Here is a 16,643-nt window from a genome sequence, read left to right as displayed (position 1 = left end):
CGCAGTTTTCGTTGCCCGGTGGAGTTCCCGCCGGGATCGATTCGTGATGAACGGGATGCCAAAGAACCGGCTCGTCTATAAGGAACGATAGGACAGGTCGTAGAACCTTGGAGCATCCGAGGCCAACGGACAGTCGAGAAATTGAGTCTTCGATGGAGTCGGCGGGGTTCTAGCGAATCTACGGGTATCGCCCCTCATGGGGGTCTGTTCACACGGAGGTGGTCTGATGCCTCTCGCCGAACGTCTCTTTGGGCTGACGATCCTTCATCTCGCTCTCGGCATGATCGCTGCGTTTTTTGCCCGCCTCGAACTGGGAACACGAATCGGGCTCAAATATCTGCCGATCGTCCCATGCCATGCATTGACCTTATGCCAGGCTTCGCTCCTCGCCCTGTGGAGTGTCTCATCAAGAGATCCGGTCAAGTCGAGGATGATCGGGGTCTTGCTCGGCGCAGTCTACCTGGAAGTCACCGTCCCTTTCAGTTTGAGCAGCGAGTTCCTCGGGATCTCCAGCCTGGCTGTCGCACTAACGATTGTCTCCCTCCTTGTGATGCGAGCGATGGGTTCCAGGGTCGAGCGACGGGTGCAATCAGAAGCCGCAGAGCAAGACCCGCCAGAGGATCTGAAGCTCTCGATCGGAGGGATCATGGTCTTCACGGCGGTCGTCGCCCTGATGTGCACCTTGGCGAAGGCCTTGCAGGCAAGTGGTCCCAACCGACTCCTTCTCACGGTCGTATGGGCCATGTGTTTCGTGGCTGTTGGTCTAATGTGCCTCTGGGCGGTGCTCGGCAAGGGACGGCTGATTCACCGAGCGCCACTCGTGTTTTTGATATCGCCGCTGCTTGGGGCGTTCTTCGCATTCGCCGTCGAGGCCCACAAGACGGGGTGGGCTTACATCCTGCTGATCATGACGCTGTATCCAGCCGTACTGATCGGCTCGTTGTGCGTGGTCCGCTCTTGTGGATACCGGTTCGTCGGAAAGTCCACGGATTCGCGGGCCTCGATCGCGACGCTGCCGCTGAATTCTGACTGATCCTTCCGGATCGCAGATGCCCTGCGTTCGGCTCACCGCTGGATTATCCTGAGGGGCGTTCGAACCATGACCTCCCTAGCACAGGATTTCCGAGAGGCGGTCCCGCGATGCGTCCCCCACTCCAGATCGACCGGCGAACCTTCACCCAAACCGCGATGGCGACGACGGCCGCCCTGACGACTCGGGCCTCGGCGGGGGCTGTTGCGGATTCGGTTCGGCTGGGATTCATCGGGGTCGGCAATCGCGGGTGCCAGTTGCTCAAGGGCTTTCTGGCTCATCCCGACGCCAGGGTCGTCGCTCTCTGCGACGTCTATGAGCCCTACCTCAACGCCGCTTACGATCGGATCGATCCCCGCTGGAAGCCATTGGAAGGCCGGATCGCCAAGATGCCGCCGATGCCGGAAGGCGTGGAACGCGTCGCCGACTTTCGCCGGATCATCGACCGCAAGGATCTAGACGCCGTGGTGATCGCGGCCCCGGATCACTGGCACGCGATCATGACCATCGCCGCGTGTCGCGCTGGGAAGGACGTCTACTGCGAGAAGCCCCTATCGATCACCATCCAGGAAGGCCGGGCGATGGTCAACGCCGCCCGCGAGCATCAACGGATCGTCCAGGTAGGAACGCACCGCCGCGCGTCACGGATGTATGCCAAGCTGGCGGAACTCGTACAGGGTGGGTCCCTCGGCAAGGTGACGGGAGCTCGGATCGGTTACGCCTCGAACATGGCCCCGGGGGGGATCGGCCACGCCTCCGACTCCGCGCCGCCGGAGGGGCTCGACTGGGAGATGTGGCTTGGACCTCGCCCCGATCGGCCGTTCAATCCGAACGTGCTGCCCTACAAGTTCCGGTGGCATCACCTTTACTCGTCGCAGGTCGGGAACTGGGGAGTCCACTACTTCGACCTCGTCCGATGGTTGACGGGCGAGACCGCTCCGACCGCCGTGGCGGCGATTGGATCACGCGCGGGGGTCGACGACGATCGAACGATCCCCGTTTCCTCCGAGTCCATCTTCGAGCACGCCAGCGGCATGTTGACGCAGTTCAGCCTCTACGAATCCAACGGCCAGCCGCTGCTCGCGGATGGCGCGGAGGTTGAGATCCGAGGGACGCTGGGTACGCTTCGCGCCAACATTCGGGGGTACAAGATCATCCCCGAGAAGGGGGGGCAGTTTCAGGACCCGAAGCCCCGTCGCGAACCCGAGTCCGGCCCGGGGGACGCCTTCGACCTCGACGTCCAGGCCGCGCGCGATTTTCTCGACAACGTCAAGGCTCGCAAGCGACCGATCGCCGACGTCGACGAGGGGCACCGGTCGACGATCTACGCCCACCTAGCCAACATCGCGATGACCGTCCGCGAACGATTGACCTGGGATTCCGCCGCCGAACGCTTCACCGGGACCGGGGCGGACGCCGCCAATGCGCTGCTTCACTACGAGTACCGCAAGCCCTGGACGCTCTGATCTGCGGGGACGGCCTCACGTGGTTCTCGCTGAAAGAGGAGACTCAGCGCTTGGCGCAAATGCCCGGTAAACGCACCGATTTCCGACGGTTTCTTCAACTAGCCGAGTTGTTCGACTGCCTGGACGACGTGGTCGCCTGGGTGAAGGACCGCGACGGGAGGTATCAGTGGGTGAACCGGGCATTTCGATTGAACCATGCGTTCGCCGGGCGATCGAACGGCTCGGCGGAACCTGAAGCGGTGGTGGGGAAGACCGACTACGAGGTCTCGCCGCCCTTCCTGGCCGACCAGTTTCGCATGGACGACGAATACGTCCTGGGCGGAGGGAGGATCGTCGACCGGATCGAACTGGTGGGCGAGCCCGGCGGCGGCGCCGTCTGGAGCGTCACGAACAAGATCCCGCTTTTCGACGAACACGGACGCGTCGTGGCGACGGCCGGCCTGACGCGCCGGTTGGTCGGTCGCGAGGCCAACGTGGCGACGGCCTCGGGTCTGGGGCCGGTGCTGGCCTTCCTTCGAGACCACTTCGCCGAGCCCATCGCCAACGCGCAACTGGCCCGAATCGCCCACCTCTCCGTTCGGGCGTTCGAACGTCGGTTCCAGGAGGAGTTCCACACGACTCCTCAAAAGTACCTCCGCCGCCTGCGTTGTCGTCTGGCTGCTCGCGCGCTGGCGACGACCCGTCGATCGTTGGCGGATATCGCCGCGGATTGCGGCTTCGCCGATCAGAGCCACTTCACCCGCGAATTCCGCCGTCAGTTCGGCCGGACGCCTCGCGACTACCGCGCGCACTACTCGCGTCGCGACGGTTTTGTTCCAAACCCTGACGCGAGCGAGCAAGAACCGAGCAGGGAGCCCGAGTAGATTCGCGGCGTGGTCGAAGGCCGATATTCGTTCGGAGCCAGCCCATGTCTGCGATACGACGTCGAATCGGGATGATCGCCCTGGGATTCATGGTCGGCGTCGGGGCTTCCGCCGTTGCTGCTCCGATCCGCGCTCTCGTCCTCAGCGGCTCGGATCAAACGGAGCGCCGGGAGGCTCTCACTGAGATTCGGCGCGTTCTCGATCAATCGGGGCGTTTCGAAGTTCGACTCTGTGAGTCGCCGATCGGACTCGGGTCGCGAGCCTTCGAGGGGTTCGACCTTGTCGTCGACGACGGCGGGTCGGCCGACGAAACCACGGCGCGATCGCTTGCTGGTTTCGTGGCGGCGGGGAAGGGGCTCGTCGTGACGTATGGAGGCGTGACGCGGCCGTCGGCCTCGTTGGGGCTCTCCCCCTTGACCGCCGAGCCAGCTCCCACGCCAGCGACTCCCATCGATCTGGAAGTGTTGCGAGGCGATCACCCGATCGTCGCCGGGCTCGCGTTGAAGCGTCCCATGCTCGGCCCAGTCGCGACCGCCCGAACGTCCGGGAGCGATGTGGAGACCATCGCCGCGGCTGGAGGCGTGCCGGTGGCGGCCACGCGGTCGATCGGCTCGGGACGGGTCGTGGCGTTGACGTTGGGGAAGGACGCGGCCGCCTGGCGCGAGCCCGACGCGGCGGTGATTCTCGCCCGCGCCGGCGAGTGGGCGGCCACCGGCGGCGTTCGATCGCCAGACGGTTCGCCTCGGGCCTTCCGCGCGTTGCTCGTCACGGGCGGCCACTTCCACGACGCGTCGTTTTATGGGCTCTTCGATGGGGTTGAGGGGTTGAAGTCACTCCCCGTCGAGACCTCGTCGGTCTTTCAGAAGGACGTCCGTGATCGGTTCGATGTGGTGATCTTTTATGACTTCACACGAGACCTGGACGAGACGTCCCGCAAGAACCTCCGCGACTTCGTCGAGGCCGGCAAGGGGGTCGTCGTCCTGCATCACGGGCTGCTCGACTTCCAGACCTGGACCTGGTGGTCCGAGAAGGTCGTCGGCGGGCGATATCGCCTGCAACGCGAGGGGACTGCGCCGTCGTCGAGCGTGAAGGACGACGTCCCGATGTTCGTCGTTCCGGCGGGCGAGCATCCTGTACTCCGGGGCGTCGCCCCGTTCCTGCTCCGCGATGAGGCTTACAAGAATCTTTATCACGCCGAGAACGCCATTCCGCTCTTGAAGACCGATGCACCGGAGTCGGACCCGGTCGTGGCCTGGGTCGGTCCCTGTGCATCGGCCCGAGTCGTGGCCGTGCAGTTGGGGCACGGAACGTCGGCCTATGAACATCCGTCGTATCGAAGGTTGATTCACAACGCGGTCCGGTGGTCGGCCCGCGCCATCGACTGAGGAGGCCCGCCGTGAAGATTGGACTCTACAGCATCACCTACCTCGGCCTCTGGTACGATGGCGAGGAGTTGACGCTCCCGCAGATGATCGACCGGGCCGCCGAGTACGGCTACGACGGCATCGAGGTCGACGGCAAGCGCCCGCACGGGAACCCGCTCGACTGGCCGACCAACCGCTGCCGCGACCTGCGCCGGCTTGCCGAGGACAAGGGCGTCCCGATCTACGCCGTGGCCGCCAACAACGACTTCAGCAACCCCGTCCCGGAGGTCCGCGAGACTCAGATCTGCTACCTCCGCGAGTTGATCCGGATGACCGCCGACATGGGAGCGCCGACGCTCCGCGTGTTTCTCGCCTGGTGGGGCGTCACGCGACACCCCCGACTCGCCAGCTACGACATTCCCGAAAACTACTGGCCGATCGTCCACGAAAAGTTCTCGCATGAAGAAATCTGGAGTTGGTGCCGCGACGCCCTCGTCGAGTGCGCCCAGTACGCGGGCGACGCCGGCGTGACGCTCGCGTTGCAGAACCACAAGCCGCTGATCAAGGACCACCGAGACGTCCTGCAGATGGTCCGCGAGGTGGATTCGCCTTACCTCAAGGTCTGCCTTGATGCGCCCCTCATGCCGGACCGGAGTACGGCGGGCATCGAAGCCGGGGCGCGGGAGGTCGGAGACCTCCAGGTCCTGACCCATTTCGGCGGCGAGTTCGAGCGTCGCGCGGACGGCTCGATCCGTGGCTTTGAACGCAACGACGGCGTCGTCGGCGAGGAAACCGAGCGATACTATCGCGACTTCGTCCGCGCCATGAACGCGATCGGCTACGAGGGCTACATCGGATACGAGCTGTGCCATCAGTTGCCGGTGGTCAACGGCCGGACGGTTGGGATCGAGTACGCTCACGAGAGCGCCAGGATGGCCGCCGAGTTCATGCGGTCCCTAATCGACGCCGAGGCCCCGGTGGGAAGCGAGGTGTCGCGATGACGTGTCGAAACGTCTTCCTTCTATGCCTCATCGCCGGGCTTCCTCCAATGGCCCAGGCTGAACAACCGAACAAGCTCGACGACGTGATGCCGATCCGCGGCCTCTGCATCGCCGCGCCGAACGCGAAACGCGTGGCTGAGTTCGCCAGGTTCATCGACGAGGAGTTGGGGCCCCGGCACGTCAACACCTTGATCCTGCGCATCGACTTCAACTACCAGTATGAGAGTCGTCCCGAACTGGCGTCGGCCGATGGGTTGTCAAAGGCTAACGCGGCCACGCTCGTCGCGGCGGCGAAGAAACATGGGATCAAGATCATCCCGCAGGTGAATTTGCTGGGTCATCAATCGTGGCAATCGCACCTCGGCAAGTTGCTGCAGACGCATCCCGAGTTCGATGAGACCCCCTGGGTCAATCTGCCCGAGAAGTACGTCTGGCCCAACCCGGACCGGCTCTACTGCAAGAGCTACTGCCCGCTGCATCCCCAGGTTCACGAGGTCGTCTTCCCGATCGTCGACGAGATCTGCGAGGCCTTTGAAGCCGACGCCTTCCACGCGGGGCTCGACGAGGTCTTCTACATCGGCGAGGACCGCTGCGAGCGTTGTGGGGGTAAAGATCGCTCCGTGCTGTTCGCCGATGAGGTCCGGCGCATCCGCGACCATCTCGCGCAGAAGAATCGGCGTATGTGGTTATGGGCCGACCGTCTGATCGACGGCCGCACCACGGGCCTCGGCGAGTGGGAGGCCAGCACCAACGACACGCATCGGGCCGTCGACCTGATTCCCAAGGACGTCGTCCTCTGCGACTGGCACTACGTGCGCCCGGACCCGACGACCGTCGCGTTCGCCTTGAAGGGGCTCGACGTCGTCGCCTGCCCCTGGCGGAAGCCTTCCTCGGCGATCCTGCAGGTGGAGGACATGACGCGGTTCCGCGAACACTCGAGCCGAGCCACCCGCAACCACCTGAGGGGAGTCGTCCAAACGGTCTGGTCTGGGGCGGAAGGCTTCCTGGACGAGTTTTACGGCCGCCGTCCGCCGCGCAAGAACGCGCGAGCCGACGAATCCGAGGCGGCTTGCTTCAAGGCCGTCTTCGACGCCATCGGCAAGCTGGAGGCCAGGGGAGAGTCGGCCGCCGCCACGGAGGAAGGTCGATGAGCAAGCGACTCGCCACGGCGATGGCGGTTCTCATTCTGGCCGGCTTCGGCTCCTCATTCGGCGAGGAGCCGCGCGTGCCGAAGCGTCTCCTGTTCGTCGGCCAGAGCAAGGGCTATCAGCACGACGCCGTCTCCACGGCCATGGCGACGCTCTACGACCTCGGCCGCAGCACCGGCGACTGGGAGGCGACTCTCCGCACCGACTGCGGCAACATCACCAAGAAGCCTCTCAAGTACGAGGCCAAAAACCTCGACCAGTTCGACGCCGTCGTCTTCTTCACCGACGGCGATCTCGACATGGACGACTCCCAGAAGGCCGATCTCCTCGCCTTCATTCGGGACGACGGCAAGGGCTTCATGGGAATCCACAGCGCCACGATCACGTTCCCATCATGGCCCGAGTATCGCAAGATGCTCGGCGGTGCGTTCGACGGCCACCCTTGGGGGCAGTTCGACGCGCCGCTCATCGTCGACGCGCCCGACTTTCCCGGCTTCCGAAAGCTGCCTCCCGCTTTCTCCCTCAAGGATGAGATCTATCAGATCCGCGATTTCTCACCGGCCGACTCGCGCGTGCTCCTGAGACTCGATCCCGACAAGCTGGACCGCACCCGCAAGGGTGTTCGCCCTCAGAACGATTTCCCCGTCGCCTGGGCGCGTCCGTATGGCAAGGGACGCATCCTCTACAACGGTCTCGGTCATCGTCGCGAGGTCTGGGAAGAACAGGAGTTTCGCGACATGTGGCTCGAATCGACCCGATGGATTCTCGGTCTCACCCCGGCCGACGCTTCTCCCCGCGCGACGCGTTGAAACTCCGAACGCCCTTTGTTATTCTAGGACTCCTCGCCCGTTGATTGAGATTGGATCTCAATCGCCGTCGGGCTGTGCATCCTGGAATCACGCAATTGGGTGAAAGAGTCGAAGGCGACATGAGAGGGTGCTCGTTGCGGCGTTTGCTGTGGTTGGCATGGGTGTCGTGGGGGCTGGTCGAGACATGTCGGGCGCAGGTGCCTGTCTCGCCGAGGCGGACTCCGGCGGCCATGGAGTCGGCGGCGGATCGAGAGACGCGAGCGACGCGACTGCGCGAGGTCTACCAACGGCCGGCGGCCGAGTGGCCGGCCCCGCAGGTCGACTCGGGCGTCGACTGGCGTGAGCTGGGGCTTCTCCCGGCTTCTGTCCCGCCCGCGGATAATCCCACGACCAAGGAGAAGGTCGAGCTAGGAAAGAAGCTCTTCTTCGACCCTCGGGTGTCGGGGAGCGGACAGCTCGCATGCGCCTCGTGCCACGACCCGGATCTGGGCTGGGCTGACGGCCGAACGACGGCTTACGGGCATCGTCGCGAGCCGCTCAAGCGGAACGCGCCGAGCATCATGAACCTGGCCTATTTGCCGGCCATGTTCTGGGACGGCCGAGCCGGCAGCCTGGAAGAACAGGCTCGTCAGGTTATCCTCAATCCCTCCGAGATGAGTGCGACTCCCGATCAGGTCGCCAAGGAACTCAACGCCGTCCCCGAGTATCGCGAAGCCTTCAAGGCGATCTTCGGTTCAGACGAGGTCGGCCTCGATTCGGCGGCCAGGGCGATCGCGGCCTTTGAGCGTTCGGTCGTCGGCGGTCGCAGCGACTTCGACAAGTTCCTGCGAGGCGATCGCGAGGCCCTTTCGAACGAGGCGCTCCTTGGCCTGGACCTGTTTCGAGGCAAGGCTCGGTGCATCAACTGCCACAACGGGCCCGCCCTGAGCGACGGCCAGTTCCATGATCTCGGCCTGAGCTATTACGGCCGCGAGTTGGAGGACCTTGGTCGCTACAAGGTGACGAACAAGGCGGAGGACGTCGGCCGGTTCCGCACGCCGAGCCTCCGGAACGTCGCCGCGACAGGTCCTTACATGCACAATGGATTGTTCGAGTTGACCGGCGTTCTGAACATGTACAACGCCGGCATGGCCACGCTTCGGCGCAAGCCCGAGCAGGCTGTCGACCCGCTCTTCCCCACCAAGTCCCCCCTGCTGAAGCCCCTCGGCCTCAACAAGCAGGAGTTGGGCGATCTCAAGGCGTTCCTGGAATCGCTCACCGAGCCCAAGCTCCGGGTTCGCGCTCCCGCGCTTCCCGGCCTCGCCTCATCATCCGCCCCCCGCTGAACCTTTCCCACCCCTGGAGACCCCTCATGGCTGCCGGTCCATTCGTTCGCTCACGTCGTCGTGGATTCACACTGATCGAACTGTTGGTCGTGATTGCGATCATTGCCGTGTTGATCGGTCTGCTGTTGCCGGCCGTCCAGGCTGCACGCGAGGCGGCGCGTCGCATGCAGTGCGCCAACAACCTGAAGCAACTTGGGCTGGGGATGCACAACGTCCATGCGGCGATGAACAGCTTCCCGATGAACGAGACGACGCCGGTGACGCGTTACTGGGGACCGCAGATCATCCCGTACATGGAACAGGTGAACCTGTACAACCTGTACAACATCGACGCCAACTACAACGTCCCCGAGAACAGCACGGCCATCCAGTATCCGCTCTCGGTGTTCATCTGCCCGGATTCGCCGAACTCTCCTCGGATGAACCCGACGTTCATCGCCAAGCCCGGACAGGGGATGGACAAGTGGCCCTCGGCCGCGGCCGACTACGCGGCCAGCACGGGGATCAGCTCCAACCTGTGGGTCAAGCCGTCGGTGATGAGCAGCGGCGATCCGGGCAACTACGACGGCGTCCTGCAGGGGAACAACACGGCAGGGCGGCGGAACGTCGCCGAGATCCTCGACGGCACCAGCAACACGATCATGCTGGTGGAGTCGGCCGGTCGTCCCCAGATCTGGCGGACGGGACTGAAGATGGTGCCGGACTCAGGCCAGACGACGGCCAACGCCTCGCTGCTGTGCGGCTGGGGCGAGCCCAACGCGTTCAGCATTCGCGGATACGACCAGGGGGGCGTGGTCAACAAGGGGCGCTGCGCTCTCAACTGCTCGAACGTCTACGCCGTCTACGCCTTCCACCCCGGCGGCGCGAACGTCGTGATGGCCGACGGCTCGACGCGGTTCATCAGGGAGACGGTCTCGATCGAGACGTTCGCCGCGCTCCTGACGCGCGCCGGCGGCGAGATCGTCTCGGCCGACGCCTATTGATCAGGATGACTGAGTCGCCGCGCTCAGGAGAACCAGCCGAGCCACGAACGCAGCCAGGGGAAGCGCGTGGCGAGCGCAAAGTGGAAGTATGCGGCCGACCAGACCACGACCCAGGCAAGGATCAGCCAGCCCCTGACGTCGATCGTGCGATGATCGGCGTCAGGGTGCGGCGTTGAAGTCGGGTTCATAGGCGATCTCCAGTGGGGCGGAGCTGGGGACGGCAGGTTTCGAGTCGGCGGCGGTGGGATTCCACCGTGCGATCCATCGCCGAGCGACTCGATAGACTCGCGCGGGGCTCAGGCCCGTCATGCAGGGGTGGTCGGCCAGCGGGCAAGTCTTCTGGTGGCACGGCCGGCAGGGGACCCGGTTGCGCAGAACCAGGGAACGCGACGACCAGGGCCGCCACTGGATCGGGTTGTTCGTCCCGCTGAAGAGGATCAGCGAGAGAACGCCCGCCGAGGCTGCGAGATGCGCCGGGCCGGAGTCCGCACCGATGAACAGGTCGGCGCGCTCCAGCAGAGCCGTCGTTTCTCGGACAGTCAGTCGGCCCGACCAATCCACGAGCTGGTCATGGGGAGCCAGGATTCGTGAAAGCGGCGGATCCTCCGGCCCTCCCACGATGACGACGCGCCAGCCGTCGGCGAGGAATCGCTCGATCAGATCTTTCCAGTGCCGTTTGGGCCAGCGTTTGGCAGCGGTCCCCGCACCGAGGTGGACGGCCAACATCGGCGATTGCGGTCGGAATTGATCCGCATGCAGCCGGGCGTCGGAACCGCGGCGAGCCGCCTTGCCGAATCGTCGTGAGCGATGATCGGGTCGACTCGGCCAGGCGTCGAAGATCCGCGCCGCGACCTCCGCTCGGTCCTCGTCGCGGACGTGAACGAGGGCTCGGCCGTCGAAATCGGGCGTGATCCCCAGCGGCCTGAGGAGTTCCAGCCGAGAGCGGACCTCGTGCCGGCCTGGCGTCCATTCCGCGACGTCGGTCAACAGGAACGAACCTCCGCCCATCGCGAAACCGACGCGACGCGAGACGCCGCCGATCGCCAGGACGAGGATCGAAAGCACGTCGCCCCGAACGTCGACGCCCAGGTCGTAACGAGCCCCCCGGAGCGAGCGACCGAGCCGCCAGACCTCGGCAGCCAGTCCCCGTCGCGACGGGCTGCGTTCGAACCAGGTCCGTTCGGCGATCTGAACCCGCGTCACGTTGAGGTCGGCCTCAAAGACTTCGTGATTGCTCGGCGAAGCCAGGACGTCGATCTCGGCGTCCGGGTAGGCCTGACGGAGCTGCGCGATGAGCGGGGCGGAAAGGACGGCGTCGCCCAGGTGGTCGAGTTGGACGACCAGGATGCGCCGGGGCGCGTCCACCTTCGGGCTTGGCCGCAGACCGCGCCAGAGAGGCGCGACGAGGCTGCCGGCCGTGTCGAAGGCGCGCACCAGGATCCGCCATCGCAGCTTGCTGTAGCGATAGCGCCCGGTCTGAACAGGCTTGAGGTCAGTCGGCGACCTGGTCATAAACCTCCGCCGTGAGCTTGGCGACGCGGTCCCAAAGGTAGTTTGAAGCGACGTGTGCGGCAAGACCAGGTCTTGGCCCTTCACGCCAGGCTCGCGAAAGCGCTGCGCCGATTTCGTCCACCCGGCCGGGTCGAGCGTATTCCGCGCGGTCGCCGAAGTAGGATCGCGTCGAGCCGTGGGGGGTGATGACGATCGCTGCGCCGGCGAGAGCCGCCTCGAGCGCCGCCAGGCCGGGGGTCTCGAACCAACTGCAGAGGGCGAAGACCCGGGCCGCGGCGTACGACGAGATCAGGAGCGGGTCGTGGTGGTCGAGCGATTCCAGCCAGACCACGCGGTCTCCTCCCTCGCGGCGGCAGAGGCGTTCGTAGTTCTCGTGCTGGGGAGGAGCCTCGCCGACGACCACCAGAGGCAGCCCCAGGCGTCGCGTCGCTCGGATCAAGCCCAGCGGATTCTTGCGGGGCTCGATGCGGCCGACGAACAGCACGAATTCGAAGTCGCCGACGCGCTCGCGGAAGAGTTGGGGCGACCCCCAGCCGAAGTCGGGAAGGACGCCGTTGGGGACGACGGCGATCCGTCGTCGGTCCACCCCGAACATGCGGATGAGTTGCTCGGCCTCGTCTTCCGAGTTCGGCAGCACCCGATCGGCGAGTTGCAGCAGTTCGCGACGCCAACCAGAGAACGCTGGGAACGTCCGCCGCATCGACCAGAGGCCGACGGCGGCGAGTTTTCGGGCGACCGTCGGCTCCAAGGCCCAAAGCGAGCGAGGCTCGTACCAGCAGATCGGCGAGAGGACCACGGGGACATTGCGAGCCCGAGCGGCTTTCGCCAACTCCAGCCCCTCGCGAGACATCCCGAACAGGTGGAGCACGCGGGCGTCGATCAGCCGGTCCGTCCAGGGATGGAAGAGGCGGACGGGGAGGTCGAAACCTTCCAGGTGCCGCCCGGTCTGAATCAACTGGTTCTCACCCCCGCCCCAGGCCTGGAAGGCGAACGACGGGGCGTGCAGGAACGCGGAGCCCGCCGCGTAGGGCCCATGCGAACGCGACGCCACCCAGCGGGCGGCCGTCGGCTCGGTGTCGGGGGTCTCCAGCGAACGGTCGTCCATCAACTCGTCCCCGTCTTCGAGAGCTTCCAACGCCGCAGCCCCTTCTTCACGCGGCCGGCGATGGTCGTTCCCGGAATCTCGTCGATCGGCGTGACCGTCTCCCAGTCGAGAGCCTGCCGCACGATCTGTTTCAGCGAGGCCGGCCTGGGATCCAGCGTCGGCGGACGCACGGCCCGTCTTGCTGGCGCCGGCCGGCGCTCGTAGGCCAGCGAGTCCAGGTCGAGGAGCGTTCGCGGGCCTGTGATCGGCAGCAGGCAGCGGAACGAGCCCTTCTGGATCTCCACGGCGAGCGGATAGTCGGCGTTCCAGTCCTCGAACTGGATCTCCACCCGGCCGGCGCCGCGCGAGATCGCCAGCCATTTGCGGGAGGCCCGCCAGCGCCACCAGCGAGCCATCTCGGTGAGCGTCGTCCGCCAGACGAGGGGGCGATTCGAGAGCGTTGAAGCCAGCGCGAGCATGACCTCGGGCATCCGCCCCAATCTTCGCTCGGGATGACCGTAAACGAAGGCCGGCTCGCCCGCCTCGATCTTTTCTTCGACCACCGCCGCGAGGTGCTCGGCGACGGGTCGGCCGTCGACCGCACCCGCATCGAGGAAGAGGCCCTCGCAGATCGGATGGACGGGAACCTGCAGCACGCGTGAGAACCGGCCGTCCTTCCAGGGGAAGAACGGCAGGTCGTCGTAGCCGAGCTGAAAGTCGGACGAGTACGAATACCCCAGGGCCTCGATGGCGTCGTCGAGCGAAGGGTTCCAGCGGCCGTGGGGGGCGGCGAAACCCTCGATCTCGAAACCGCGATCCCGGAGGATCAGGTCGGCCCGTTCGAGGTTGCGAAGGTTGGCCTCGGGGTCGCGGTAGACGTAATGGTAATGACCGTGCGATTGGGCGTCGCGACCGGCAAGATTCGACAGAACCTCGCGCTCGGCCTGGTAGGCCTGAGTGCTGACGAAATGGGTGGTGCAGTCGTCGAGCAGGTTGCGGCTCAGGGCGAATCGGAAGTAATCCTCGGCCACCGGCTCGTCGAGGTCCACTCGCAGGTTGAACGCCGAGAGGAACGGATGCGGGAACGGAGCAAGCCGCAGCCAGACGCCTTGATGGGTTCCGACGATCTCCCGAAGCCGCTCGATGATCGTCTCGCGAATCTGCGCCTTGGGGTGACGGGCGACCTTTTCGCGGAGGGTGAAGCCGCCCACGTCCCAGGTACCTCGCATGGGACGGTCGTCCACGAGCGCCTGGAATGGGTCGATGGGCTGGTTGCGGCGGAACTCATCCACGTCGATGGCGACGTGGGAGGAGTTGAGCAATGCTCGCATCGTCGCCGGCGACTCGCGGCGGCCGTCGAAGAGGACGAACCGGCCGCTCCGGAATGCGAACGGATGCGAGTCGTTCACGACCTCGAACGCGACACCCTCCTGGGCGAGGATCATTTCGAGGCCCGGCGGCGTCTTCCAGAGAAGGAACGGAAGAACCGCCGGAGTCGTCCGGCTGCTCTCAGACATCGCCTTCGCCTCCATCGCGCCGAGCCACCCAGAGGGCCATCAAGCGGGCTCCAGGCACACGCCGAAAGAGGACGAGACGACGTTCCGCCGGCGACAGCAGGTGAACGACGCGGACGTCGGGAAACGACTTCAGGAGTTCCTTGCGAAGCCGGCTGGGCCAGAACCAGCGCTCGCGGACGGGGCCGTCGGCCGGGTACATCCAGAGGCCGCGGCGTTCGTCGATTCTCTTGACCAAGGCCCCGGGCATCCAGGGGCGCTGGGCGTTGAGCGAGGCCAGGCTCTTGTCGACGATCGCCAGCACTCCGCGCGGGGTCAGCACGCGTTGGGCCTCGGCGATGGCTTCGCGCCAGGTTGAGGGTTCGAGGTGCTCGAAGACCTCGACGGCCACCACGGCGTCGAAGCTCGCGTCGGAAAAGGGAAGACAGCGGGCGCTGCCGCGAACGCGGTCGATGCCCTGCGCCTCGGCGAGCATGGCGGTGGAGACGTCGATCCCGGTGACGATCGCCCCGTGATTCTGAAGCGCCCGGGCGAACCGGCCCTTGCCGCAGCCGAGGTCCAGGACCCGCAGGCCTTCCACCGAGCCGATGGCGTCCAGGACCCCGCGCAGGCGGTAGTCGTCGGGCTCCAGCGAGTCCTTGAACCGCCAGTGCAGGGCGTCGAATCGGAACGTGACTTCAGCCTCGTGTGCCGAGATCATCCCGCCGCCTCCATGTGGTCGATTTCCCGCAACTTCCATGTGCGGACCGCCGCCGACACGCCTGACAACGCGCAGAACATCAACCCTTCCAGGCCGTCGCGAAACCCCTGCTTGTACAGGTACAGCTTGAGGAACAACCAGGCCGGCCGCAGCGTCAAATCGCGCGTCCGGAACCTCTCCCCGGCGCGGTGGAGGTCGCGAGCCTCAAGGGTCGTGTACTGGTCGATCTTGCGAAGAAAGACGCGGACGTCGGGGATCGTCCGATGATCGAGCGGAGCGTTCATCCGGCCGATTTCGCTGTCGAACTTCACGGTCTCATGGACCTTACCCACCCACTCGCCCAGATCGCGGCGGAAGAGCCGCAACGGCAGATCCTGCTGCGTCCCTGAGTAGCCGAACGGTCGGCCGAGGATCTCGCTGCGGATCGGGATCCGGAAGCCATCGGAGGTGTTTGAGGGATCGCGGAGCGCGGCCTGAATCTCGTCGGCAAGTTCGGGCGTAACCCGCTCATCGGCGTCGATTGAGAGGAGCCAGTCGCCTGAAGCCGCGGCCCGGCCTGCGTTGCGCTGGGAGGCGAAGTCGTCGAACGGGCGAACCAGGACGACGTCGGCAAATCGTTGAGCGACGGCCAGCGTCTCGTCGTCGCTCGTGGGGTCGACGACGACCACGCGCTCATGAGCGAAGGCGACCGACGCCAGGCAGCCGGGGAGGTTGGCCTCCTCGTTCCGAGCGACGATCAGGGCCGTGATCCGGGGCTCAGGCATGAGCCGCCCCCTTCCTCACGATGCCGGCGAACGCACGCGCGGGGAAGTAGACGGCGTAGGCCGCGAGGGCGACGTCGAGCCGGCCGATCGCCGCCAGGACGATCCAGAGGTGCCAGCGCAGGTCGGCGTGCCCGATCAGACCGACGAAGCGTTGCAGCGGTCTCGGCGAGCGAACGTTAGCGGCCGGTCCAGCCGTGGCGGCTTTCTCCAGTTCCTCGCCGGTCAACGACTGGATCAGGAACATGTATTTGCCTGCGGCGAAGGTCATCCCCAGCACAAGCCAACCCGGCCAACCCGAGGCCACGAAGGCGCTCCAGGCGATCGCACCGTGGAGGGCGAGATCCGCGAGTTCGTCGAGGACCTGATCGAGCCATTTCCCGAAGGCCGAGCACGACCCCTGCAGCCGAGCGAGGCGGCCGTCGGCCGTGTCCAGGACGAGGGCCGCCGCGAAGGCGAGTGCTGTCGCGGCCTGTCCGAACGGACCAAGCCCGCCGAGTCCCACGATTACAACGCCCACCAGCATGAGCGTGCCGGCGGTGAGCGTCAGTGAATTCGGACCAATGCGCGTCGGGGCGAGCGTCGCGGCCAGGCGTTCAGCGAGCGGGAACGCCCAGTACCGGCCGAGGGGCTGATAGTTGAGCCGTCGGTTGAGTTCCTGTTCCGCGCCGGCGAGCCTTTCGGGACGGTCAAGTCGCCAGAACGCGGCGGTTTCGGGATCGCGGCCGCGACGGACCGCGCGAGCCAGGCGACGGCCGTCGTAGAGACGATCGGTTCGCAGCACGGCGCTGCTGTCGGCAGGTTCCGTCTCGACCAGGTCGACGCGCCCGAGGTTGGCGTCGCTGATCATGCCCGAGACCTTGGAGATCTGGCCGCGATCCGCGACGACGGCGATGCGGCGGCCTGGGCCGACGGCGGCGAGACCCTGGTCGATCAGCCGGGCGAGCAGCGAACGACCCAGCACGACCTCAGCGGCGAGCAGGCCGCGAGGCCCGCTCGGGCGGGCGTCGATCACCAGGTTGAACGTCTCGGCGGCCATCCGTTCGCCTCCATGCGGTCGGATCGATCGAACTCCCTCGTGCC

16 protein-coding genes are annotated in these 16,643 nt (G+C 65.8%); 9 read left to right on the top strand and 7 right to left on the bottom strand.

Annotation, left to right across the window (positions count from 1 at the left end):
* Positions 1-226: 226 nt before the first annotated feature.
* From G5C50_RS24985 to G5C50_RS24945, 9 genes are all read left to right on the top strand, one after another.
* Positions 227-1,033, top strand: coding sequence for a hypothetical protein (locus G5C50_RS24985; RefSeq protein WP_165073694.1), 807 nt, complete (start codon positions 227-229; stop codon positions 1,031-1,033).
* A gap of 107 nt (positions 1,034-1,140) precedes the next feature.
* A complete protein-coding gene (locus G5C50_RS24980; RefSeq protein ID WP_165073693.1) occupies positions 1,141-2,496 on the top strand; it encodes a Gfo/Idh/MocA family protein in 1,356 nt (451 codons plus the stop codon).
* Between the two features lie 59 nt (positions 2,497-2,555).
* Positions 2,556-3,359 carry an AraC family transcriptional regulator gene (locus G5C50_RS24975; protein WP_165073731.1) on the top strand — a complete coding sequence of 268 codons (804 nt, stop codon included), beginning with the start codon at positions 2,556-2,558 and terminating at the stop codon, positions 3,357-3,359.
* Between the two features lie 44 nt (positions 3,360-3,403).
* Entirely contained in the window at positions 3,404-4,744 is a 1,341-nt protein-coding gene (locus tag G5C50_RS24970) for a ThuA domain-containing protein (protein WP_165073692.1), read from the top strand.
* Positions 4,745-4,755: 11 nt separating this feature from the next.
* Positions 4,756-5,724: a sugar phosphate isomerase/epimerase family protein gene (locus G5C50_RS24965; RefSeq protein ID WP_165073691.1), complete on the top strand. Its 969-nt coding sequence runs from the start codon at positions 4,756-4,758 to the stop codon at positions 5,722-5,724.
* On the top strand, positions 5,721-6,875 hold the full coding sequence (locus G5C50_RS24960; protein ID WP_206107845.1) for a family 20 glycosylhydrolase: 1,155 nt from the start codon (positions 5,721-5,723) through the stop codon (positions 6,873-6,875). Before G5C50_RS24965 ends, G5C50_RS24960 begins: the two co-directional genes overlap by 4 nt.
* On the top strand, positions 6,872-7,681 hold the full coding sequence (locus tag G5C50_RS24955; RefSeq protein ID WP_240907354.1) for a ThuA domain-containing protein: 810 nt from the start codon (positions 6,872-6,874) through the stop codon (positions 7,679-7,681). The genes G5C50_RS24960 and G5C50_RS24955 overlap by 4 nt, the downstream gene beginning before the upstream one ends.
* Positions 7,682-7,815: 134 nt before the next feature.
* Positions 7,816-9,006, top strand: coding sequence for a cytochrome-c peroxidase (locus G5C50_RS24950; protein WP_240907353.1), 1,191 nt, complete (start codon positions 7,816-7,818; stop codon positions 9,004-9,006).
* Positions 9,007-9,032: 26 nt separating this feature from the next.
* The gene (locus G5C50_RS24945; RefSeq protein ID WP_165073689.1) at positions 9,033-9,989 is read left to right on the top strand and encodes a DUF1559 domain-containing protein; all 957 of its coding nucleotides are present in this window, start codon (positions 9,033-9,035) and stop codon (positions 9,987-9,989) included.
* A gap of 23 nt (positions 9,990-10,012) precedes the next feature.
* Here G5C50_RS24945 and G5C50_RS24940 read toward each other — a convergent pair whose 3' ends face one another.
* Genes G5C50_RS24940 through G5C50_RS24910 form a run of 7 tightly spaced genes read right to left on the bottom strand, consistent with a single transcriptional unit; the run spans position 10,013 to position 16,599 of the window.
* Positions 10,013-10,177: a hypothetical protein gene (locus G5C50_RS24940; protein WP_165073688.1), complete on the bottom strand. Its 165-nt coding sequence runs from the start codon at positions 10,175-10,177 to the stop codon at positions 10,013-10,015.
* A complete protein-coding gene (locus G5C50_RS24935) occupies positions 10,149-11,501 on the bottom strand; it encodes a glycosyltransferase family 9 protein (protein ID WP_165073687.1) in 1,353 nt (450 codons plus the stop codon). The genes G5C50_RS24940 and G5C50_RS24935 overlap by 29 nt, the downstream gene beginning before the upstream one ends.
* Positions 11,482-12,606: a glycosyltransferase gene (locus tag G5C50_RS24930; protein ID WP_165073686.1), complete on the bottom strand. Its 1,125-nt coding sequence runs from the start codon at positions 12,604-12,606 to the stop codon at positions 11,482-11,484. The genes G5C50_RS24935 and G5C50_RS24930 overlap by 20 nt, the downstream gene beginning before the upstream one ends.
* Positions 12,606-14,102: a polysaccharide deacetylase family protein gene (locus tag G5C50_RS24925; protein ID WP_165073685.1), complete on the bottom strand. Its 1,497-nt coding sequence runs from the start codon at positions 14,100-14,102 to the stop codon at positions 12,606-12,608. Before G5C50_RS24925 ends, G5C50_RS24930 begins: the two co-directional genes overlap by 1 nt.
* A complete protein-coding gene (locus G5C50_RS24920) occupies positions 14,095-14,799 on the bottom strand; it encodes a class I SAM-dependent methyltransferase (RefSeq protein WP_165073684.1) in 705 nt (234 codons plus the stop codon). The genes G5C50_RS24925 and G5C50_RS24920 overlap by 8 nt, the downstream gene beginning before the upstream one ends.
* Entirely contained in the window at positions 14,796-15,563 is a 768-nt protein-coding gene (locus tag G5C50_RS24915) for a glycosyltransferase family 2 protein (protein ID WP_165073683.1), read from the bottom strand. Before G5C50_RS24915 ends, G5C50_RS24920 begins: the two co-directional genes overlap by 4 nt.
* Positions 15,556-16,599, bottom strand: coding sequence for a CDP-alcohol phosphatidyltransferase family protein (locus G5C50_RS24910; RefSeq protein WP_165073682.1), 1,044 nt, complete (start codon positions 16,597-16,599; stop codon positions 15,556-15,558). The genes G5C50_RS24915 and G5C50_RS24910 overlap by 8 nt, the downstream gene beginning before the upstream one ends.
* Positions 16,600-16,643 lie beyond the last annotated feature (44 nt).

The organism is Paludisphaera rhizosphaerae (assembly GCF_011065895.1).
GTDB classification, from domain to species: domain Bacteria; phylum Planctomycetota; class Planctomycetia; order Isosphaerales; family Isosphaeraceae; genus Paludisphaera; species Paludisphaera rhizosphaerae.
Note: the sequence above shows the minus strand (reverse complement) of the source record. Positions and strands in the feature narration are given on the sequence as shown.